Raw genomic sequence first — 22,349 nt, 5'->3', positions numbered from 1 at the left:
CTTTCAGACCGTGGTTGATACAAGGAGCGTAAGCGATGATCAGGGAAGGACCATGGTATTTTTCAGCTTCTACCAGAGCTTTTACCAGCTGGTTCTTATCTGCGCCCATAGCTACCTGTGCAACGTATACATAACCGTAGGACATAGCGATCATGCCCAGGTCTTTTTTCTTCACTCTCTTACCGGAAGCTGCGAACTGAGCAACTGCACCGATAGGTGTGGATTTGGATGCCTGACCACCTGTGTTGGAGTATACTTCTGTATCGAATACCAGAACGTTTACATCTTCGCCGGAAGCCAGTACGTGGTCCAGACCGCCAAAGCCGATATCGTAAGCCCAGCCGTCACCACCGAAGATCCACTGAGATTTTTTCACCAGCTGATCTTTGTTCTGCAGAACATAAGAAACGATGTTTTTCGCTTCTGCATCTGTGCCAGCGTAAGCTTCCAGTGCAGCTACCAGAGCGTCAGATGCTTCTCTGGATTTTTCACCATCAAACATTGTTTCTACCCAAGCATCAACAACACCTGCTACGGAAGCGTCGATTGCTTTCAGGTTTTCCAGTTTATCTTTCAGGCCTGCTCTCATCTGTTTTACAGCGGAAGCCATACCCAAACCATATTCTGCGTTGTCTTCGAACAGGGAGTTTGCCCAAGCGGGGCCACGGCCGTCCTTGTTTACTGTGTAAGGCATAGAAGGTGCGGAACCACCCCAGATGGAGGAGCAGCCTGTTGCGTTTGCAACGTACATTCTATCACCGAACAGCTGTGTTACCAGTTTTGCGTAAGGTGTTTCGCCACAACCTGCACAAGCACCGGAGAATTCCAGCAGAGGCTGTTCGAACTGAGAACCTTTTACGGAGCCTTTGCCCATAGGGTTAGCCTTAGGAGCAACTTCTTCGATCATGAAGTCCCAGTTAGCAACTTCAGCTTCCTGAGTTGCCAGAGATTTCATTACCAGAGCTTTGTTAGGAGCGGGACATACTTCTGCACAGGAACCGCAGCCCAGACAGTCAAGCGCGGAAACCTGCATTCTGTATTTCAGACCAGCAAATGCTGCGCCGCCTTTTGCTTCAACTGCTTTGAATGCTTCGGGTGCTTTTGCCAGTTCTTCATCTGTAACCAGAACGGGTCTGATTGCAGCGTGAGGACAAACATAAGAACACTGGTTACACTGGATACAGTTGTCAGCGTTCCATTCGGGTACGTTAACAGCAACACCACGTTTTTCGTAAGCAGCTGTACCGCAAGGGAATGTACCGTCTTCTCTGCCAGCGAATGCAGATACGGGCAGTTTGTCACCTTCCTGAGCGTTCATAGGATCTACGATTGCTTTTACGAAGTCTGTTTTCTTTCTTTCTGTTGCTACTGCTGTATCTTCAGCTGTAGCCCAAGCAGCAGGGATTTCAACCTTAACAGCGCCATCTACACCACGGTCAACTGCAGCGTAGTTCATGTTCAGGATTGTGTCACCTTTTTTGCCGTAGGATTTTGTGATCGCTGCTTTCATGTATTCTACAGCCTGATCAATGGGGATGATGTTCGCCAGTTTGAAGAATGCAGCCTGCAGAACTGTGTTGATTCTGTTGCCCAGACCGATTTCAGCAGCGATAGCTGTACCATTGATGATGTAGAAGTTTGCATTTTTCTTAGCCAGCTGTCTTTTCAGTTTAGCGGGCAGTTTTTCTTCCAGTTCTTCTACTGTCCATTCTGTGTTCAGCAGGAATGTACCGTTGGGGTTCAGTTCAGTAACCATATCATACAGGTTTACATATTCCTGTTTGTGACAAGCTACGAAGTCAGCTGTTTTTACCAGGTATGTAGATCTGATGGGTGTGTCACCGAAACGCAGGTGGGACTGAGTGATACCACCGGATTTTTTGGAGTCATAGCTGAAGTATGCCTGAGCATATTTGTCAGTATGGTCACCGATGATCTTGATGGAGTTTTTGTTTGCACCTACTGTACCGTCAGCGCCCAGACCCCAGAATTTGCAGGAGATTGTGCCGTCATCGCCTGTAACGTTAACTTCTTCGCCAACTTCCAGAGATGTGTTTGTAACGTCATCAACGATACCCAGTGTGAAGTGATTTTTGGGTTTGTCCAGAGACAGGTTAGCATATACTGCCAGGAACTGTGCAGGTGTAACGTCTTTGGAACCCAGACCATAACGACCGCCTACTACCAGGGGAGCTTCTTCTGCTTCGAACATTGCTGTACATACGTCCATGTACAGAGGTTCGCCCTGTGCACCGGGTTCTTTTGTTCTATCCAGAACAGCGATTTTCTTAGCTGTTTTAGGGATTACTTCCAGCAGTTTGGAAGCTACGAAAGGTCTGAACAGGTGTACTTTAACCAGACCAACTTTTTCGCCTTTTGCTGTCATGTAATCGATTGTTTCTTCGATTGCTTCACAAGCGGAACCCATAGCAACGATAACTCTGTCAGCATCGGGAGCACCGTAGTAGTTGAACAGGTCATATTTTCTGCCTGTGATTCTGCTGATTTCGCCCATGTATTCTTCTACTACTGCGGGCAGAGCATCATAGAATTTGTTTGCTGCTTCACGGCCCTGGAAGTAGATATCGGGGTTCTGAGCTGTACCTCTGATTACGGGATGTTCGGGGTTCAGCGCATTTCTCTTGAATGTGTTAACCGCATCCATATCGATGATCTTAGCCAGTTCTTCGTAATCCATGCATTCGATTTTCTGGATTTCGTGGGATGTACGGAAACCATCGAAGAAGTGCAGGAAAGGAACGCGGCCTTTGATTGCGGACAGGTGAGCTACGCAAGCCAGGTCCATAACTTCCTGTACGGAGTTGGAAACCAGCATAGCGAAACCTGTCTGACGGCATGCCATAACGTCGGAGTGGTCGCCGAAGATAGACAGAGCATGTGCAGCCAGCGCACGAGCTGTTACGTGGAATACGCAAGGCAGCAGTTCACCAGCGATTTTGTACATGTTGGGGATCATCAGCAGCAGACCCTGAGATGCTGTGTATGTTGTTGTCAGCGCACCAGCTGCCAGAGAGCCGTGTACTGTACCTGCAGCACCAGCTTCGGACTGCATTTCAACAACTTTTACTTCCTGACCAAACAGGTTCTTTTTACCGTTTGCTGCCCAGTCGTCTGTTTTTTCAGCCATGGGAGAGGAAGGTGTGATGGGGAAAATACCTGCTACTTCTGTAAACGCGTAGGAAGCGTATGCAGCAGCTTCGTTACCATCCATAGTTTTCATAACTTTAGCCATAATTTTCTCCTCCTTAGTATAATAGAGAATGATTTTTTTGCGGGATAATCCCGTTTTTGCAGCCATCAGAAATGGCGGCATATTCTGTTTCCATGTGTATGGAAGAATTTTTGTCAAACTTTTGTCTGACAACCGAACACCACTTATTTTCACATGAAACCAGAATTTTTACTCGATTATTATACAATCAATTCAAATCCTTTTCAACAGCAAAATGAAAATTGATGTGTTATGTTTCTAACAAAATCCCTTTTGTTACTTATTTCTACTAACTTTATGTTTTTATAAATATTTTTATGCATTTTTATATTTTTTTGAAGAATATTCTTCATTTGTTGTCAGACAATACAAAATTATAAACAAAAACAATTTTGAAACATTTTCACACCTGAAAATAATTCGTTAATCAAAAAACAAACATGCTGTATACAGTGTATTTATAGTCATGCAAAGTCGAATAGCAGACGAATTCCATCGAAATAAATGAATTATTCAGATTTATATTCCGATATATCGATATCTATTTTTGAAAATCAGACATAGAATCAGATTTTTCCACAAGGTTTATATTTATGCAAAAAAAGAGAAGAGAGCCTGTATTTTCCGACCCTCTTCCCGATCCTTTCATTCTTATTTTTTAGAGAACAAAGGCTGATAAGCACCTTTCCATTCCGGCTGTTCGCCCTCCGTTGTCCAGTAATACATACGGCTGTCTTCGCCGCCTTTCAGCAGGATCAGCCCACCGTCCGCCGTCAGGCAAAAACGATCTGCCGTCCAACCTTCTCCTCCGGCGATCTTCGCTCTTTCCAGAGACCCTTCCTCCAGCATATCTTCCAGCGTTACCGCCTTCTGACCTAACAGGTCAAAATTCTTTGCAAATTTCACAGAAGAACCGTCTCTTGTTCCTTCCAGCAAAATAGAAAGGAAATCCTTGCTGCACAGTCCTGCTTTTGCCTGCAGTTTCAGCAGACCTGCGGCATCCGCCGCCATGTAATCTTCCGCATAGGCCTGCATTTCCTGCAAAAAGCCTTCGTTCAGATTCTTTTCGTATTTCGTATCATTCAGGCCAACGATCACAGGCACTTCGATCTCATAAGCCCTGCCCTCTTTTTCTCCTGTCAGAACCTTTACTGCTATAACAGGAACCGTATTATCCTTGGTCTGCAGGGTCACCTGTCTGGTTTCTGTATTGAAATCCACTTCTCCGGTATAGTACGCAGAGATCAGTGCTTCATCCGCATACAGGCAACCGTTGATGATCTCTGCCGCCGCCGGCAATGTCACATCATAGCCATTCAGAACTGCCTGTTCCTTTCCCGCCTGCAGCGCCAGCGTTCTGCCGCGGTAGGCAACCTCTGTCATTTTTGTCTCTTTGTTCCATACAACAGAGCCGCCCAGCCCTTCCATCACATTACGCAGAGGCAGCAGCAGTTTTTCCGTTTCATCATAGTATAAAGGAATATTTTCCATATCCCCCAGCGTTTTGGAACCATCTGCATTGGTCGTACCTTCCTCCTGGGTCACAGGGGACTCTGACACTTCCATTTCCATTTCATGTTGGCTTGTCAGACTCATAGAGAGGCCAATCGCTCCGGCCAGCAGCACCGCACCAGCTGCCGCAATCACTGTCAGTTTTTTGATCGTCATGTTTTTCCCTCTTTCTCTATCAATCCTGCAAGCATATCATAAAGTGTCATAAAATGCAATCTTTCTCCGTAAAATCACGCTTTATCTGCAAAAAGAGCAGCAATTTTTTCAGGCAGAGAAACCGCTTCTCTGTTCTCCTGTACCCGACTGAGGGTAACTTCTTTTTCCCCTCCGGAAATAACGATTTCTTTGGTTTCTTTCTTCCAAACCATTTCCGCATCAGCCATAGCTGCAACATCTCTCAGTTTATAATAAACCACGTCGTCTTTCATGCGGCAGTTCAGCTGATAATCCTTTCCTTCGCAGGTCACGGTTACCTCTTCCGTTTTCACAGTTTCCTCCGGCAATTCCAGCTTCGCACCAAGGCGGGAAAACAATTCTTCCCCTTCTTTCGCAGAAATATAATAGGTGCCATTTTCATAATAAGTCGTTACTGTTTTTTCCAGAAAAGAAGGCTGTACCTGCATTTCGCGCAGTTCTCCCTCTCTCCATGGATTTTCCGGATCCGGGTCTGTAGGATCCCAGCCACGACGGGCAGTATCCTCCACATTCAGCTTCTGTACAGGGGCAGGCTGCAGAGGTTCTTCCACATCCCCACGGTACATGGTGATGGTCGTACCCACAGGGCAATTGTCATAGATCCATTTTGCATCTTTTACCGTCAGGCGGATGCAGCCCATAGATGCCGTCGTGCCCAGTTTGTTGTATTCTTCATATTCCAGTGTGCTTTTGTCCTGTTCAAAATATGGCACGGAATGGAACAGATAGTGACCTGTGATACGAGTGGCATACTGCCCCCATACGTCACCAAAAAGATATCTCCAGTCATATTTCACGATGGTCTGAAACGTACCTTCCGGCGTATCTTCCCCGCCGCTGCAAAGGAATGCTTTGACCGGCTCCGTATAAGCACCCTTTTCATCCTGCTCATAGACCGTTACGATATTGTCTGTCAGATTGACTGTAACATAATAAGGATACGTTTCTTTTTCGCCTGCAAATGCCGTTGCGGAACAGCAGCACAGCAGCAGGCAGAAAAGAAGCACCCTGATGATTCTTTTTTTCATTTCATTTCTCCTTCAATTTTTCTTTTGCATACAAAATTCGTCTTTCTTCTCATGGTGTATTATAAAAGAGGATGCGGTAAGATACAAGAAAAGTTTTCTTAAGTTTTTCTGAATTTTTTCATAAAAGAAAAAGAGCCTCTAAAAAAAGAAGGCTCTTTTTATCCTTTTTAAATATTCTTCAGATCTTTAAAGCTGCTGAACAGTGTTTTATACAGATCTTTATATAATGTAAAGAACTTCGCATATTCGCTGTTTGCCGCCATGTCAGGCTGGGAAACGTCTTTTTTGCGCACCAGTTCATTACATGCTGTTTCCAGATCGGAATAGATACCCGCACCTACGCCTGCCAAAATTGCCGCACCCAAGGCACCGCCCTGATCAGACTGTACTGTGCTTACAGGACAGCCATACATATCAGCCAGCATCTGTCTCCAGAAGGGGCTTCTGCCGCCGCCGCCGCAGATCATCATATCTTCAATAGGTACGCCCATTTCACGGAATACTTCTACGCATTCCCACTGGGAGAAGGAGATACCTTCCATGACGGAACGGATCAGATGAGGTCTCTGATGCATTGCAGACAGACCGAAGAATACGCCACGACAGTCGGGGTCGGGATGAGGAGAACGTTCGCCCATCAGATAAGGCAGGTACAGCAGTTTTTCGGAACCAATAGGCACCTGTGCTGCTTCCGCTGTCATGATTTCATAAGGGTCAACGCCTTTTTCCTTCGCTTCTGCCATTTCTTCTGTGCAGACATTATTTCTCAGCCACTGCAGGGACAGACCAGCCGCCTGCGTGCAGCTCATTACTGTCCACTTGCCGGGAACAGAAGCACAAAGGGTATGCACGCGACCTTTGGGATCCAACGCCATCTGGTCGGATACTGCGTATACTACTGCAGATGTACCGATAGTTGTGAAGGCTTTGCCCTGAGAAACGATACCTGTACCGATGGCTGCTGCAGGGTTATCGCCCGCACCACCTACAACGATCGTACCTTCTGCCAGACCTGTCAGTGCAGATGCCTCTGCATGAACAGCACCTGTTACATCCTGAGATTCATACATTTTACCCAGCAGGGCTTTGTCGATCCCCAGACCTTCCAGAATTTCATCAGACCATGTACGTTTTGCTACGTCCATCAGCTGCATACCGGAAGCATCGGAAACTTCTGTTGCATATTCGCCTGTCAGTTTATAACGGATATAGTCCTTTGGCAGCAGGATATGTTTGCATTTTGCGTACAGTTCGGGTTCGTGCTTTTTCACCCACAGGATCTTCGCTGCTGTGAAGCCTGTTACCGCAGGGTTTGCTGTGATCTGGATGATCTTATCTGCGCCGATCATACGGTTCATATCATCCACTTCTTCGCCGGTTCTCTGATCGCACCAGATGATGGAACGACGCAGCACTTCGCCGGCTTCATCCAGCATAACCAGACCATGCATCTGACCGGAAAGGCCGATACCTTTGATATCTGCAGGGTTTACACCAGATGCTTCCAGAACGCCTTTTACACCGGCAACCGTTGCTTCCCACCAGTCATTGGGTTCCTGTTCTGCCCAACCGTTCTGTTCCTGATACAGGGGATATTCAAATGTTTTTGCTGTGATCGGATTGGCATTCTTGTCAAACAGCACGGTTTTGGTGCCGGAAGTGCCAATGTCAATACCCAGTAAATATTCCATACATTACACCGCCATTTCTGTGGTCATTCAAAATTACAGTTTGATCACTGCTTTTACGATGTTTTCTTTATCTTTGATCGCTGCTTCGTATGCTTCCTGAATTTTGTCAAATTCGAATTCGTGTGTTGCGATTCTGCCGATATCCAAACCGTTTGCAGCTGCTGCGATTGCTTTTTTATACAGATTTCTGTAGCGGAATACAGATTCGATTCTTGCTTCTTTTGCCATGATCTGACCGAAGTTGAATGTGATTTCGGGATTTGCGGACAGACCTACCAGTGTGATGGTACCGCCGTTTTTCACCAGATAAGGTGTCTGTGCGATTGTTACGGGAGAACCTGCTGTTTCAAATACTTTTTCGATACCTGCGCCGCCTGTCAGTTCTTCTACATATTTCAGAACATCAGTATCTTTTGCATTCACGATGCGTGTTGCACCCAGTTCCATAGCGAAGTCCAGACGTTTCTGCGCCATATCTACCACTGTGATATCTGTTGCGCCGCATGCTTTACAAGCCAGCAGTGTCATCAGACCGATGCAGCCTGCGCCCAGAATGATACACTGATCGCCCATGCCAACTTTGCCCTGCATTGCTGCATGCAGACCTACTGCGAAGGGTTCGATCAGTGCGCCTTCTTTTGTTGTCATGCCTTCAGGCAGTTTGAAGCACATATTTGCGGGGAACGCAATATAATCTTCGTTACAGCCCTGTACGGGAGGAGTTGCCAGGAAAACAACATCGGGACACAGATTGTATCTGCCGGATTTACAGAATTCACACTGGCCGCATGTGATACCGGGTTCCAGCGCAACTTTATCGCCTACTGCCAAATCTGTTACGCCGGGGCCTACTTTTGCAACAACGCCGCCTGCTTCATGACCCAGCATCAGTTCGCCGTCAACCACAAAGTCACCGCATCTGCCATCTTTAAAATAATGAACGTCGGAACCACAGATACCAACGTATTCTACTTTTACCAGAACTTCGCCTTCCTTAGGTTCAGGAACAGCTGTTTCACGAATTTCCATTTTATTCAGACCTACCATATATGCCTGTCTATTTTTCATGTTGATCTCCTCGCTTTCACTTATTTTACATACCTTCTTCGGACTTGTTTCGTACAAATCCCCTATATTTAATCATACCAGTTTCAGATTGATTATGCAATATGATCCATCCTCACAAATGAGAAAATACTCATAAAAAAGCAGAGGTACCACCTCCGTCTGAACCGAAAATGGTACCTCAAAATTGCGAATTACAGTCAGAAATTACGCTTCAAAATTTATGTAATTTTGAAATTATTCTGTGATCTGGCCGTTAGCTTTGTACATTTCTACGTATTCAGCTACGTTGTCAGCATTGATCAGAACTGCATCGATATCTGTGTCGATCTGTGTTTCTTCGCCTGTCAGCAGTTTGTGAACTGTTGCCATGTTCAGGTCAGCCAGGTCGATAGCGGACTGCAGACATGTGGATGTCATCAGACCATCCTGGATCAGCAGACAAGCTTCAGCTGTACCGTCAACGCCGTATGCCAGCATGTCAGCGAAATCGGGGTTACCTTTTACTACTTCCAGAGCACCTGCTGCCATGTTATCGTTCATGGAGATAACTGCATCGATTTTGCCGTGAGCCAGTGTCCAGTCTTCCATCAGAGTCATAGCTTCGTCTTTGTTCCAGTTAGCATAGTCATCGCCTACGATCTGTACGTCGGGTCTAGCTGCGAAGAATACTTCGTTCCATGCTTTCAGTCTTTCGTCAGCGTGGAAGTTGCCGGAAGGACCTCTCAGAACGACTACTTTCGCGCCTTCGGGAACCTGTTCAATTGCTTTTTCAGCGTTAACCTGAGCCTGTACATAAGGGTCAGCGTCAACGGAGGAAGCGCCTTCGATACCAGCGATTCTGGAGTTTGTTGTGATTGCAACGATGCCAGCAGCAACTACCTGTTCAACATAAGGTCTCTGTGCTTCACCGTTGTTGGGCTGTACGATGATCGCATCGAAACCGTTTGCAATTGCGTTTTCAATTGCTGCGTTTTCTTTCGCGTCATCTGCCTGGCCGTCGAATACTTCCAGTGTGATGTCATCGTATTCGCCTGCTGCTCTTACCATTTCGTTTGCCAGCCATGCTGCGAAGGAGTCAGACTGTGCACGAGCAATGTAAGCTACTTTGTAGCCGTCTTTTGCTTCGTCAGCTGCGGGTTCGGAACCGCCACAACCTGTCAGCGCTGTTGCTGCCATAGCCAGTGCCATAAATGCTGCTAAATACTTTTTCATGTTACTCTCTCCCTTTCCTTTTTTCATATTTTGTGAGAATACATTTGTTGCCTTTATTTGAATTTGATGATCAAATGAAAGCCTGCATCAAGGGTTTCCGTTATGCCCCTGCATTTGCTGCGGGTGCATCGTCTTTTTTATCTTCGCCTTTGTCTTCATCCTTTTTCTTCAGGATTACTTTAGGTGCTTTTTTATTTTTAAAGCGTACATCGTACAGTACAGCCGCTACGATGATAATACCTTTTACTACCTGCTGGATGTAAGAGTCTACGCCCTGCAGGTTCATGATATTGTTCAGACAGCCGATGATGAAGGAACCGATCAGTGTGCCGGATGTTGTACCGATACCGCCGGAGAAAGATGTACCGCCGACGATGGCAGCTGTCAGACCTTCCATTTCGTAGCCAACCGCACCATTAGGCAGACCTGCGTTTACACGAGCCATGAACAGTACGCCTGCGATACCAACCAGAATACCGTTGATCAGGAATGCCATGTATTTGGATTTGATTACATTGATACCGGAAGCATTTGCAGCTTCTTCGTTACCGCCGATGGCATAGAAGGAACGGCCCAGTCTTGTCTGATTCATGATGTAGGAAATAATAATGGTCGCAACGATCATAAAGATAACAGGTACAGGCAGGATACCGCCGATCTTGCCCTGACCCCAGAAAGCATAGTCACCGATCTGCAGAATATTCTGACCGGATGTATACAGAAGAGCCAGACCTCTGGCAGCCATCTGTGTTGCCAGTGTTACGATGAACGCAGGCAGACCAAAGTTTGCTACGAACAGCGCATTGATCATGTTGAATACAACAGAAACGCCGATGGCAACAGCAAATGCCATAGCCATATTGCCTGTTGTTTTGTATACGCTTACGGAAAGTACCCCTGCCAGCGCCAGAACAGCACCGGAGGACAGATCCAGCAGACCGGATACGATCAGTACCATTTCACCATAAGCCAGAATTGTTGCTACCGCCAGCTGCACAGCAATGTTTGTCATATTTCTTGTGCTCATAAAGCTGGGGTTCATCATTGTAGATGCAATAATCATTACCAGCAGAACGAAGAAAATAGAATATTTCTGCATCAGCTGGCTTGTTTTACCATTTTTCACTTTCGATCTCCTCCTTAATCATTATTCCTGAATAATGCTATGTGTACCGGTCGCATACATCATAATTGCTTCCTGAGAGAATTCTTCTCTCTTCAGTTCGCCGGCGATATGACCTTCACACATTACATAGATTCTGTCACACATACCGATCAGTTCAGGCAACTCAGAGGAAACCATAACTACCGCTTTACCTGCTTTTGCTGTTTCTGTCATCAGTTTATAAATTTCAAATTTTGCGCCTACGTCGATCCCTCTGGTAGGTTCATCCAGGATCAGTACTTCCGGATCACGCATCATCCATTTTGCCAGCAATACTTTCTGCTGGTTGCCACCGGACAGAGAACGGATGGGAGTTTCCTGTGTGGGTGTTTTTACACTCATCTTATCGAAGTATTTTGTTACCATGTCCACTTCTTCCTGTTTATGATGACGGCCACCATAGAAGAATTTTTCCAGAGCAGACAGGCTGGCATTTTCTCTGACACTTCTCATAGGAATGATACCGTAACGGCGGCGGTCTTCAGACAGCATAACCATACCGGATTTGATGGCATCGGATACTTTCTTGATGGTCACATCCTTGCCATGTACCTTTACAGTACCGCCATCAATAGGATCCAGACCAAACAGACAACGCATGGTTTCTGTACGGCCTGCGCCAACCAAACCCGCAAAACCGACGATTTCCCCTTCGTTTACATGGAAGGAAACATCTTCAAACAACAGACCACTCTTCAGATCTTTCACTTCCAGCAGAGGTTCGCCAATTTCGATCTCTTCTTTCGGGTATACATTTTCCATCTTACGTCCTACCATCAGCGCGATAACTTCGTCGATGTTTGTATCTTCCGCTCTCATGGATTTTACTACAGTACCATCACGGAATACTGTAATATCATCAGCAATACGGAATACTTCATCCATTTTATGGGAAATATATACGATGGCGCAGCCTTTTGCTTTCAGAATTTCAATTTTCTTGAACAGCAGTTCTACTTCCTTCTGTGTGATAGAGGATGTAGGTTCGTCCATTACGATGATGGATGCATCGTTGGAGATCGCTTTCATGATTTCCAGCATCTGAATATCAGATGTTGTCAGCATTTTCAGTTTTTCTGTTGCTTTGTAAGGCAGATGTTCATTCTGCAGCAACTCATTTGTTTTCTGACGCACTTCACGCCAGTTTACTTTGCCCATACCATCTACGGGCAGACGTCCCAGAAAAATATTTTCTTCTACGGACATTTCAGGAATAAAGTTTAATTCCTGCGCGATCATAGCAATACCCAGAGATCTTGCTACAATAGGATTTTGAATTTTTACCGGCTGTTCATCAATAAAAATTTCACCGGCATCGGGTTTATAGATACCGTTGATGATCTTCATCAATGTAGACTTCCCTGCACCATTTTCGCCGCAAAGTGCATGAACAGTACCTTTGCGAACTGCAAAGTTTACTTTGTCCAGCGCTTTAACGCCAGGGAAAGACTTTTCGATTCCGGAAACCCGAAGTTTTACGTCGCTTCCCATAGGTTCCTCCCTTCCGCAAATCGGGCTTTCGCCCAAGTATACTTTTAATAAGCATTCCTGCATTTCATGAACAGATAATATGGCACTGTTGTTCCCGAAACAGTACAATCTGCCCATTTTTTGCATGTTTATGTAACATCACGCCAATGCACGCATTTTTATTAAGTATATACTCAAAAGTGCCAAAGTGTCAATACTGCCGTCAAAAAATTATATTCAATTTGAATAAAAAACTCCCATTTATCTACAGGGAATTACCCACACTTTTTCTATAATTTTTTCTTTTTTCCCATAAAAAAACGGTCAACATTTCTTTCCGGAAACCTTTTTTTGAAAAATACTCACTCTTTTTCATCCTATAAAAATACATTTATCCGACAAGAACTCCCGACATAAAGAAAAAAACACGCCTCAGCCTTCGCTGCAGCGTGCTTCCCAACATGGTTCAAACCAATTTTCCTGTCAGTCTTCCAGTATTTTTTTCATATCTTCCGGCAGTTCCTGCTCAAAACAGAGTTTTTCTTTCGTAATAGGATGCAGAAATTCCAATTTCCAGGAATGGAGTGCATGTCGCCGGGTCACCCGAAAATTCGGATTATACAACACATCCGCCGGCAGAGGATGTCCGATCGCCCTCATGTGAAGGCGGATCTGATGGGTACGGCCTGTTTCCAGAGAAACTTTTGCAAGGGAATGACCCTTTGCAACCCTCAGCCGTTCATAATGGGTAACGGCTTTCGCGCCGTTTTCATCGATACACCGTTCCACAGCAGAACCTTCTCTTCTTCCGATGGGCAGATCGATGGTTCCTCTTTCCGGAAGTTCCCCTTCCGTGATCGCCAGATAAGTTCTGTGGATCCCCCGATTCCGCATAGCCTCCCCAAGAATCGATCCGCTCAGCATATTTTTGGCAATGATCACAAGCCCTGTCGTATCTTTATCAATACGATTGACACTGCGGAAGACGAAGGGGATCCCCTGTTTTTCATAATAATGCACGACCCCATTGGCAAGGTTCGTGTATTCATAGCCTTTTGTCGGATGGATCGGCAGATTTGCCGCTTTATTCAAAACCAAGATATCCTCATCTTCATATACGATATCCAGCGGCATTTCTACAGAAGGCACATTTTCCGAACTTTCCTCATCCACAAAAACCGTTTCCAGAATGTCATTTTCTTTCAGCGGTTTATTCACAAATTCCCAGACACCATTTACCGTGATCAGCCCTGCCGCTTTTTTCAGAAATTTGATACAGGTAGGGGTATATTCATGCTCCAGCAGAAAAGTTCCAACGGTTTTCCCCGCATCTTTCTCTGTAATTTCATAACGAAAACTTCTTTTCATAATACAACTTCCATTTCCTATCGATCTCTTTTTCTTCCTTGGTTATACTGTTATATTTTAACATGCATCTTTCCCTGCATCAATCAAAAACCGCAGGCGCCGATGGCATTGCGGTTTTGCAAAAAAAGACACCTCCGAAACGACGGAGGTATCCCTTTTCTGTTATTTCATTCTTTTCATATCCTTTACGATATCTGATCACAGTTCCTTCAATGCTTCCAGCACTTCTTCCTTAAAGGGGATAGACGGTACTGCGCCATTTCTGGTTACTGCAATGGAGGATGCTTTTGCACTCATTTTCAGGATATCAGGAATTTCCATGCCGTCAATCAGACCGGCCAGAAAATAACCTGTAAAAGTGTCACCGGCTGCTGTTGTATCAACCGCCTGCACTTTGAAAACAGGCTGATCGTAAGTCAGCTCGCCTTCTGCATATCTGGCACCATCTTTGCCCAGCGTAAGAACGATTTTGGCCTGGGGGAACATTTCTCTCATCTTAGCCAGTACATCTTCGGGATCAGTCATACCTGTGATCTGACCGCCTTCCACCTCATTCAGCAAAAAGATGCTTACTTTTTTCAGATCCACCTCTTTCAGTTTTTCATTGAAAGGAGAAGGATTCAGTGCAACCTGCATACCTTTTTCATAGGCCTTGTCAATGATATAAGGCAACTGATTCACTTCATTCTGCAGCAGCAGGATATCGCCGCTTTCAAAATCGTTCAGTACTTCATCCACATAGCTTTCTGTCAGCTTCTGATTTGCGCCACCATACAGCAGGATGCAGTTCTGCGCGTTCTTGTCTACCTGAATGATTGCGTGGCCGGTTTTGCCTTCGATCATTTTAATATGGTCTGCATTCACGCCATACTCTTTACAAGCATCCAGAAAAGGCTGCCCATCTTCGCCGATCATGCCGCCATGGTACACCTTTACCCCCGCCTTAGCTAAAGCCATAGACTGGTTGATCCCTTTGCCGCCCAGAAAAACATTCATATCGAAAGATGCTTCTGTTTCACCGGGCTGTACGATATGATCCACCTGATATACATAATCCAGGTTCATAGAGCCAATATTCAATACCTTCATCAGATTACCTCTTTTTTCAAATCATTATTCAGCAGTTACCAGAGCAACTTCTACAGGGATGTTTGCTTCGATAGATTCGCCAGCGATCAGTTTCACTGCGTTTTCTACTGCTGCTTTACCGATCATTTCGGGCTGCTGTGCGATTGTTGCTGCCATTCTACCTTCGTTGATTGCTGCAATCGCGCCATCTGTTGCGTAGAAAACAACTACCAGGATGTCTTTGCCTGCACCGTCGATTGCTTCTACAGCACCCATTACGTTATCGGAAGCGATTGTACAATCTACTTCTACACCATTTACAACACGGTCAACTGCGATTACTTTTACGCCAGCTGCCATTGCATCTGCAACAACGCCGGAAACTGCATCGGAGTCAACGGGGTTGATGATCAGAACTGCAATGTTTTTGGACAGCAGGTCTTCTACGTCGGATACCTGTTTTGTTACGTCATCACCGGCATCTACTACTGTCAGGCTAACGCCTGCTTCTTCTGCCGCTGCTTCAGCACCTTCTACCAGTGTTACGAAGAAGGGGTTGTTCTGTGTGGATACAGACAGGCCAATGCCGCCTTCTACAGATGCGTCAGCTGCAGGTTCGGAAGAACCGCTACAGCCAACCAGTGCTGTTGCCCTCATGCTTACGCAAAGAATCATTGCTAATAATTTTTCATGTTTCTTGCCTCCGTTTAATTATCCACCTTCCTTTTACCTATATACAAGCGGATTTCTGCGATGTTCCCCTGCGCAGCCGCCTTCGATCTGCAGGGGCAAACCTTCCACGATGGCATCGGCGATTTTTTTCCTCGCGGAAGCGTAAATACGCTGTGCCGTCGCGCGGGAAACATCCATATACTCCCCGCATTCCGCCTGCGAAACCCCTTCTTTATCGACCAGACGGATCGATTCATATTCATCGATCGTCAGAACCACGGCCTGTTTCCCCTTTTGCATTTTGATCGGCCGAAATCCAAGATTATCAGGCAAAGATGCTATCTTTCTTGGTTTTTTGCTGCGCAAGTCGTCCCCTTCGTTCTTATAGATATATGCCTATCCCCACCTTCTTTTTCATAAATATTTTATCTCTTATAACGAAATGCTGTCAACAATACAAGGCATTTTATTTAAAAAAGAACACCCTGACGGGTGTTCTTTGTATTATTTTACAAATCAGGCATATTATTTTGTATCTGGAACGATGGTCACTGTGCGTGCCGCGTCATCCCATGTTACGGTTGCGCCCAGATTTTCTGCGATAAATCTGATATACACCATTTTACTCTGCTTTCTCCAATACGATCAGGCCGATACTAGCCGCCACCACTGCCAGCTCCGTTCGGTTCTGCAGGTAGGTCTTTTCCAGCATCCCCTGCACATAATCCCGCACGGTGTAATAACTCATCCGCAGTCTCTCCGCGATCTCCTTATTGGAATATCCCTTCGCCACTTCCCTGAGGATCTGCAGTTCCTTTGCAGAAAAATCACGACTTTCCATCTGGCCGATTTTTACCACCGGCGGATGGGCAGGAAATGCGGATTTCCCCTCCATGGTACGATCCAGAACAGAAAGCAGATTGGCCTGCCTGTCCTCTGCATACCAGAAACTGTCTGCGCCACATTCTTCCGCTCGTTCCAGAAAACTCTGATCAACCGAATCTGTGATCACCACACTGCGAATGTGGGAATATTTCCGCCTGCATTCTGCCAGCGCCTGAAAACAGGTCATGCCCGTTCTGTCCGCCGCTTCGGTGATGATCAGATCTACCGCTGTGTGTCCACAGAACAGCAGCGCATCTTTCATGCTCGTTTCTGTTCCTACCAGAACATATCGGCCTGAAGCATGCAGCAACTGTTCCAGATACAATTTATGGATCCTTCTGTCTTCTACCAATAACACTCTATATGTCTGCATAATCCCCCTCCTCGTCATCTGACGGGTTTCCCCATGCGTAATCTTTCTTAGTCTAAGCATAGGAAAAAACACGGGGATCGTCCTCACCCAAGAGGGGTGATTTCTGTCTGAAAAGGGGTGATTTTGCTGATTTTCCGCCATTTTTCCACAAAAAAAGAACCAACTCACCCGAATCGGTTCTTTCACATCATTTCATTACTTTTTCGATCAATTCGCTTCTTGTGGAAACTTCCATTTTGGAGAAGACATTGGAGGTATGGGTTTTTACAGTATTTTCCGAAACACAAAGCACCTCGGCAATGTCCTTTCTTTTTTTATCTGTCAGCAGTTCACGGAAAACATCTTTTTCTCGGGGAGATAAGCCCGCTTTCTCAGACCAATGGTTCACGATCATTTCGAAAGATTGCTTCTCTTCCTCTACAGTTTCTTCCGCTGCCACAAACTGCACTCCGTTCTGCATCTCTTCGATATCCTGCAGCATACTATACAGACAAAGCAGCAACAATTCACTGATGACATAGGAAACGGAAAGGAATTCGAAATTCCAATGGATCATCTGTTCCACCAGCCAGAACAGAATATTCAGCAGCACCACGATCAGCAGCAGAAGGGCATGCTTTGTCGAATACAGCCACTTTTTCCTTTTCGCATGGAAAATCAATCCGATCATCATAGCAAAATAGGAGAACAGGAATACAAAATAAATGTTATGCAGCGGGCCGTAAACTTTTTTCAGTTTTGCTGCACCATCCACAAACACCAATGTAACGTCCTGATAATACCAGTCTGTGTATCCGGGGCTGGCGGCAATCAGAAAGACGATCACATTGATGCAGATCAGCACCCCAACTGTTGATTTCTTACAGGGCTGGCGGCAAACACCTGCAATGGTCATCAGCATGAAAAACGGCAGGAATACAGACCCCAGATAGGCGATTCGGTTGGCCAGCAATGCTTCTCCCAGTGTTTTTGACAGAGAAAGGGAGAAATAACCCGCATTGACCAGAAAAATGGAGGCAAACAATAACAGCAGCCACATTTCTTTTTTCTTAACCAGTGCCCCGTATCCGATCAGCAATATCAGAGAGATCCCCGCAAGAATTCCATATAGTATGGACATGCCATTTAAACCTCCCGCAGACAATTCCTGCCCTGCGGCGAAAACGATCTTGGGGCATCCCAGAAGGAAAACAGAAAATGCAAAACCATTTTTCAGAATATTCAGTTTTTCACAGAATGATTTCATTTCCTTCCCTCCAAAGACATATTGTTATTTACGATACCATACGCCAACTGGTAAAGTCAACCCACAGCACCTTATCATTCATCCGGTCATGTTTTCAATAAAAAAGGCACCCGGCAAGTCTTTCCTTGCCAGATGCCTTCCCATGGAGGCTGCAGGCTTCTCGCCGTCACAGCAGCTTTTCCACCTTTGCGATCGTCTCCTGCTCCGACAGTTCCAGATCTAAAATATCCATAACACGATCTGTCAGATCAGGTTCCTTCAATACGACAGCAAAAATTTTATGACCGCCTTCATTGGAAATTTTACCGCAGCGAATCAAATATTCCAGAAAATCCACCACGGGCTGTATTTTTTTACGTTTTTCTATCATTCTGATTTCTCCTTTCTCTGACACGCATTTACTCTTTCTTTAAGTCTTCAGTCCTTTGTAATTTATCATTGCATGAAAATTTACAAACTTCTAAATTATTCTTTTCTAACTTTCCTAACTTACAGTTGAGTTCCTTCAAAAAGTCAACATTCCCATCACTCAACTTAATGATTATCTCATTTCTAAATACTGCTTCATTTACAGCAAATTCTTCATATCCCACCGGATAAACTTCTTGAAAGTGATCTCCCTGTCTTTTTTTATTTAAATAGTCTAAAACCTCTTTCATATCATGAATTTCTGTATAAAACGGATGTTCACAATAGTCACTTTGTATATTATCCAAAGACGGGTTCTCAAGCAAAGATATTACCTTTTTGCTATCCCCTTCAGTTTTTATAAAATGATATAACACCTTTATAAGTCTCAACGCATCTGCCTTCTGCTGATTATCTCCCTTTTTTACAAATTTATTAAGGTCAATTCCCAAAGCACTCTTAATCCTAGGACATAACGAATAACTATTATCATTCAATTTTCTGTAGATGATATCCTGTTCACCTTTTGCTTCAACACTGCCTGGACCATGAATAGACTCTGCTATATCTAATGCTAAGTAGTGAAGGTTCAAGTGATTCTCTTTTATCTGCTCCTTACTATTAAAATCAAACTCTCCAGAATAAGGAAAAATTTCTCTATCACATAAAACATAGGGTTTATGATTATCCATTGTATCCTCCTCCTATCACGTTCTACCTAGCATTATTTTATTACTTTTATTTTTTTAAACCATACTTTTTCTGAAAAAAACGACCTTTTTTTGCTTTTTCTGAAGATTTTCAAGTCCTTAACCAAGCAAATTATTTATCTGGCGTGGTTATTTTTTCCGGTGTCTTTTTGAGAAAATATAACCATGGAACGGGGCACCGTTCCATGCCAAAGAGGATGCGCACCCTCAGCTACTACATTCATATACAGTAATGGAGGTTATTAATATGGGAAAGAAAAAACACAACAGAAAAAACAAATCTGAAAACAGCATCATCTATTTCGAAGACTCCTTCATCGATTCTGACGAATACGAAATGTACTCCCAGTATGATGAATCAGAAAACGATAGCGACTATGATGACTATGATGGCCATGACAGTTATGCCAACAGTGATGATGATTGCCATGATGATTATGCCTACGGTGATGACGATAAACTCCCTGTTGACATTGCCTATATCATCACTTGCCGAATCTTGAAACATGAAAAACTCCTCGTAGTAAACGGTTCCATCTGGCGTTATGTAAATAAAACAGGCGCGTTTGTGCAGATGCAAGATGATACTGCTGAAATGATGATTGAAAATTACTATACAAAAAACGAATATCGTCTGGCAAAGCCTAGCCTTGCAAGCGAGATTAAAACGAGAATTTGCCGTCATCATGATCTTCAGGCCAAATATGAAGATTTCAACACAAATCTTAATTTAATCAATTGTAAAAATGGCGTTGTCAGCATCGGTACAGAATCCTGCATCCTGCTGGAGCATTCACCCAAATATCATTTTACATACTGCATTCATGCAAAATTCTTGACAGAAGCAGCCAAAACACCTGATTTTGATTCCTACTGCAATACATCTCTGGGTGGAGAAAAGAAAAAAAGAAAACTTCTTCTCCAGATGATCGGCTATGGCTGCAGTGATATGACAAATGCTAAAAAGGCATTCTTTCTTAAAGGAGAACCTGATTCTGGGAAAAGCATGATACTCCATTTTCTGGAAAAGCTTGTTGGCATTGAAGCTGTATCTAATATTCCGCTTCATGCATTAGGCGAGCGCTTCAACAAGGCAGATCTCTTCAGCAAAAAGCTGAATGTTTGCGGTGAGATTAAAAATGTAAAGCTGAATGATATCTCCTACCTGAAATCTTTTACAGGCAGTGATAGAATTTCCGCTGAATTCAAGCATGGAAAAATCTTTTCCTACACTCCCACTGCAAAACACTTCTATGCCGGAAACGCCTTGCCCATATCTGAAGAGGACGAAGCAACAAAAGCTTTTATTAATAGAATCTGCTTGCTGGTATTCCCATACAGCATTCCAAAAGAAATGCAAGATCCTGATTTAGACAAAAAGATTTGGAAAGAACGTGATGCTATCTTTACTGCTGCAGTAAACACACTTCCCAAACTGGTAGAAAAAAACTTCAAATTCTCAGAGCCCGATGACAGCCTAATCTATCTTAAATACTACGAAGAAAATGGTAATTCTTTAGATATGTTTGTCACCGACAGATGTGACTTTGACCCAAATGGTTCTACTCCTGTTCAGGAATTTAGAACAGCCTATTCAGACTACTGCGAGCGTAACGCACTCGAAATCATTGGAAAAACCAAAATGAACAGCAGACTTCTGGAAAAGCATAAAGTACCTAGAAGCAGAATCCACAGAAAAAACAGCAACATCCATCACTTCGTGGGCATTGTTCTAAAAAAAACAGTTGCAGAATAAATTCTGGAACTTTGGAACCAATCCCCAAATCTCAAGGTTTGCTCCACTTTTCAAACGGAACAAACCTTGAACCATCCCATATGAAATTGGAACCTGTTCCATAATTTTAAAGAAAGGAGACGGATCCGCTGCGCAGGAAGAGATATCTCCGGCTCCAAGTATTATATATGGTCAACAACGAATTATTGCAGTTTGCCATCACCAGTGGTATGCTTGACCTAGAAAATGTGGCCAGCGCAATGGAAATGGCAAAGCGTAAAACATACATCGAAAAACATACATACAAAGTGTGGCAGGCAAAAGATGGTTACTGGCGCACCTACCTGCCCAACAATAAAAACGGCCGAACGCTGATAAAAAAGAAAGATAAAGCAGCTCTAGATCAGGCGATCATCGACTTCTACAAGGCCTTAGAAGAAGATCCCACGATCGAAGCGGTTTTTACAGAATGGAACGATCGCAGATTTCAACTAGGCAAAATTGCAAAAGCAACCTACGATCGAAACATCCGCATCTTTCAGCTGCACTATGCAGAATTTGGCAAACAGAAAATCAAACATCTGAAGCAACGTGACTTCATTGACTTTCTGGAAAGTCAGGTTTCTGAACACCATATGACAGCTAAGAGTTTCTCTAACCTGAAGTCTCTCACCCGAGGATTTCTGAAAAGAGCAAGTTCCAACGAACTTATCGACTTCACAGCAGAAGATGTGTTCAACCGTCTGGATCTGACTGACACCACATTCCGAAAAATCATCAAAGAAGACTATGAAGAAGTCTTTGATGATCAGGAAATGCAAAAAGTTATGGAATATCTGGTCAGAAATCTTGATGCCGCCAATCTGGGAATTTACCTTCTGTTTGTAACAGGTCTCCGTGTTGGTGAACTGGTAACATTGAAACATACAGACTTCGATGAGTTATCAGTAAAGGTTCGCAGAACCGAAACCAAATACACCGATGATGACGGAAAATCCGTTTATACAGTAAAAGAATTCCCGAAATCCGCAGCGGGTGTCAGAACAATTCCTATCCCAGCAGATTACGCATGGCTGATCAAAAAAATCCGTCACCTGAATCCCTTCGAAGAATACATCTTCTTAGGCAGAAAAGGACAGCGTATGACTGGCAACAGCATCCGTACCAGACTATACACAATCTGCAGAAAACTGGATATCTATCCAAAATCACCCCATAAAATCAGAAAAACCTATGGTTCGATCCTGTTAGATAACAACATCGACCATAGGCTGATCACTGACATTATGGGCCACACAGACATTCTCTGTA

19 protein-coding genes are annotated in these 22,349 nt (G+C 44.3%); 2 read left to right on the top strand and 17 right to left on the bottom strand.

What is annotated here, in order from left to right; genetic code table 11:
- The 17 genes from nifJ to ACJMLT_RS05870 form a co-directional block, all read right to left on the bottom strand.
- On the bottom strand, positions 1-3,253 hold a 3,253-nt coding region (gene nifJ, locus ACJMLT_RS05950; protein WP_405728041.1), incomplete at its 3' end, for a pyruvate:ferredoxin (flavodoxin) oxidoreductase.
- Positions 3,254-3,883: 630 nt separating this feature from the next.
- Positions 3,884-4,900 (bottom strand): copper amine oxidase N-terminal domain-containing protein, encoded by a 1,017-nt coding sequence (locus ACJMLT_RS05945; protein WP_405728038.1) that lies wholly within the window; start codon positions 4,898-4,900, stop codon positions 3,884-3,886.
- A 74-nt stretch (positions 4,901-4,974) separates the two neighbouring features.
- A complete protein-coding gene (locus ACJMLT_RS05940; RefSeq protein ID WP_405728035.1) occupies positions 4,975-5,967 on the bottom strand; it encodes a L,D-transpeptidase in 993 nt (330 codons plus the stop codon).
- Positions 5,968-6,134: 167 nt separating this feature from the next.
- Entirely contained in the window at positions 6,135-7,658 is a 1,524-nt protein-coding gene (gene xylB / locus ACJMLT_RS05935; protein ID WP_405728032.1) for a xylulokinase, read from the bottom strand.
- A gap of 33 nt (positions 7,659-7,691) precedes the next feature.
- Entirely contained in the window at positions 7,692-8,726 is a 1,035-nt protein-coding gene (locus tag ACJMLT_RS05930) for an NAD(P)-dependent alcohol dehydrogenase (protein ID WP_405728029.1), read from the bottom strand.
- A gap of 234 nt (positions 8,727-8,960) precedes the next feature.
- On the bottom strand, positions 8,961-9,938 hold the full coding sequence (locus ACJMLT_RS05925) for a sugar ABC transporter substrate-binding protein (RefSeq protein ID WP_405728026.1): 978 nt from the start codon (positions 9,936-9,938) through the stop codon (positions 8,961-8,963).
- A 100-nt stretch (positions 9,939-10,038) separates the two neighbouring features.
- Entirely contained in the window at positions 10,039-11,064 is a 1,026-nt protein-coding gene (locus tag ACJMLT_RS05920; protein ID WP_405728023.1) for an ABC transporter permease, read from the bottom strand.
- 21 nt (positions 11,065-11,085) lie between these two features.
- Positions 11,086-12,594, bottom strand: coding sequence for a sugar ABC transporter ATP-binding protein (locus ACJMLT_RS05915; RefSeq protein WP_405728020.1), 1,509 nt, complete (start codon positions 12,592-12,594; stop codon positions 11,086-11,088).
- A 462-nt stretch (positions 12,595-13,056) separates the two neighbouring features.
- Positions 13,057-13,941 carry an RluA family pseudouridine synthase gene (locus tag ACJMLT_RS05910; protein WP_405728017.1) on the bottom strand — a complete coding sequence of 295 codons (885 nt, stop codon included), beginning with the start codon at positions 13,939-13,941 and terminating at the stop codon, positions 13,057-13,059.
- Positions 13,942-14,139: 198 nt separating this feature from the next.
- Positions 14,140-15,030, bottom strand: coding sequence for a ribokinase (locus ACJMLT_RS05905; protein ID WP_405728014.1), 891 nt, complete (start codon positions 15,028-15,030; stop codon positions 14,140-14,142).
- A 24-nt stretch (positions 15,031-15,054) separates the two neighbouring features.
- On the bottom strand, positions 15,055-15,684 hold the full coding sequence (locus ACJMLT_RS05900) for a substrate-binding domain-containing protein (RefSeq protein WP_405728011.1): 630 nt from the start codon (positions 15,682-15,684) through the stop codon (positions 15,055-15,057).
- 51 nt (positions 15,685-15,735) lie between these two features.
- Positions 15,736-16,047 carry a DUF134 domain-containing protein gene (locus ACJMLT_RS05895; protein ID WP_405728008.1) on the bottom strand — a complete coding sequence of 104 codons (312 nt, stop codon included), beginning with the start codon at positions 16,045-16,047 and terminating at the stop codon, positions 15,736-15,738.
- A gap of 159 nt (positions 16,048-16,206) precedes the next feature.
- Positions 16,207-16,302, bottom strand: a complete 96-nt coding sequence (locus tag ACJMLT_RS05890; RefSeq protein ID WP_405728005.1) for a stalk domain-containing protein — start codon at positions 16,300-16,302, stop codon at positions 16,207-16,209.
- Between the two features lies 1 nt (position 16,303).
- Positions 16,304-16,939, bottom strand: a complete 636-nt coding sequence (locus tag ACJMLT_RS05885) for a LuxR C-terminal-related transcriptional regulator (RefSeq protein ID WP_405728002.1) — start codon at positions 16,937-16,939, stop codon at positions 16,304-16,306.
- A 187-nt stretch (positions 16,940-17,126) separates the two neighbouring features.
- Positions 17,127-18,185: a LuxR C-terminal-related transcriptional regulator gene (locus tag ACJMLT_RS05880; RefSeq protein WP_405727999.1), complete on the bottom strand. Its 1,059-nt coding sequence runs from the start codon at positions 18,183-18,185 to the stop codon at positions 17,127-17,129.
- Between the two features lie 166 nt (positions 18,186-18,351).
- Positions 18,352-18,555 carry a hypothetical protein gene (locus tag ACJMLT_RS05875; RefSeq protein ID WP_405727996.1) on the bottom strand — a complete coding sequence of 68 codons (204 nt, stop codon included), beginning with the start codon at positions 18,553-18,555 and terminating at the stop codon, positions 18,352-18,354.
- Positions 18,556-18,583: 28 nt separating this feature from the next.
- Positions 18,584-19,285, bottom strand: coding sequence for a hypothetical protein (locus tag ACJMLT_RS05870; RefSeq protein ID WP_405727993.1), 702 nt, complete (start codon positions 19,283-19,285; stop codon positions 18,584-18,586).
- A gap of 265 nt (positions 19,286-19,550) precedes the next feature.
- On the opposite strand from ACJMLT_RS05870, the gene ACJMLT_RS05865 reads away from it, so the two are divergent.
- Together ACJMLT_RS05865 and ACJMLT_RS05860 are read left to right on the top strand one after the other, a co-directional pair.
- Positions 19,551-21,059, top strand: a complete 1,509-nt coding sequence (locus tag ACJMLT_RS05865; protein ID WP_405727990.1) for a DNA primase family protein — start codon at positions 19,551-19,553, stop codon at positions 21,057-21,059.
- A gap of 167 nt (positions 21,060-21,226) precedes the next feature.
- Positions 21,227-22,349 (top strand): tyrosine-type recombinase/integrase (locus ACJMLT_RS05860; protein WP_405727987.1); only part of this gene is annotated, 1,123 nt, incomplete at its 3' end.

Origin of the sequence: Anaerotignum sp. (genome assembly GCF_045122575.1) — a bacterium.
GTDB lineage: Bacteria > Bacillota > Clostridia > Lachnospirales > Anaerotignaceae > Anaerotignum_A.
This window is presented reverse-complemented; position numbering and strand designations above follow the sequence as displayed.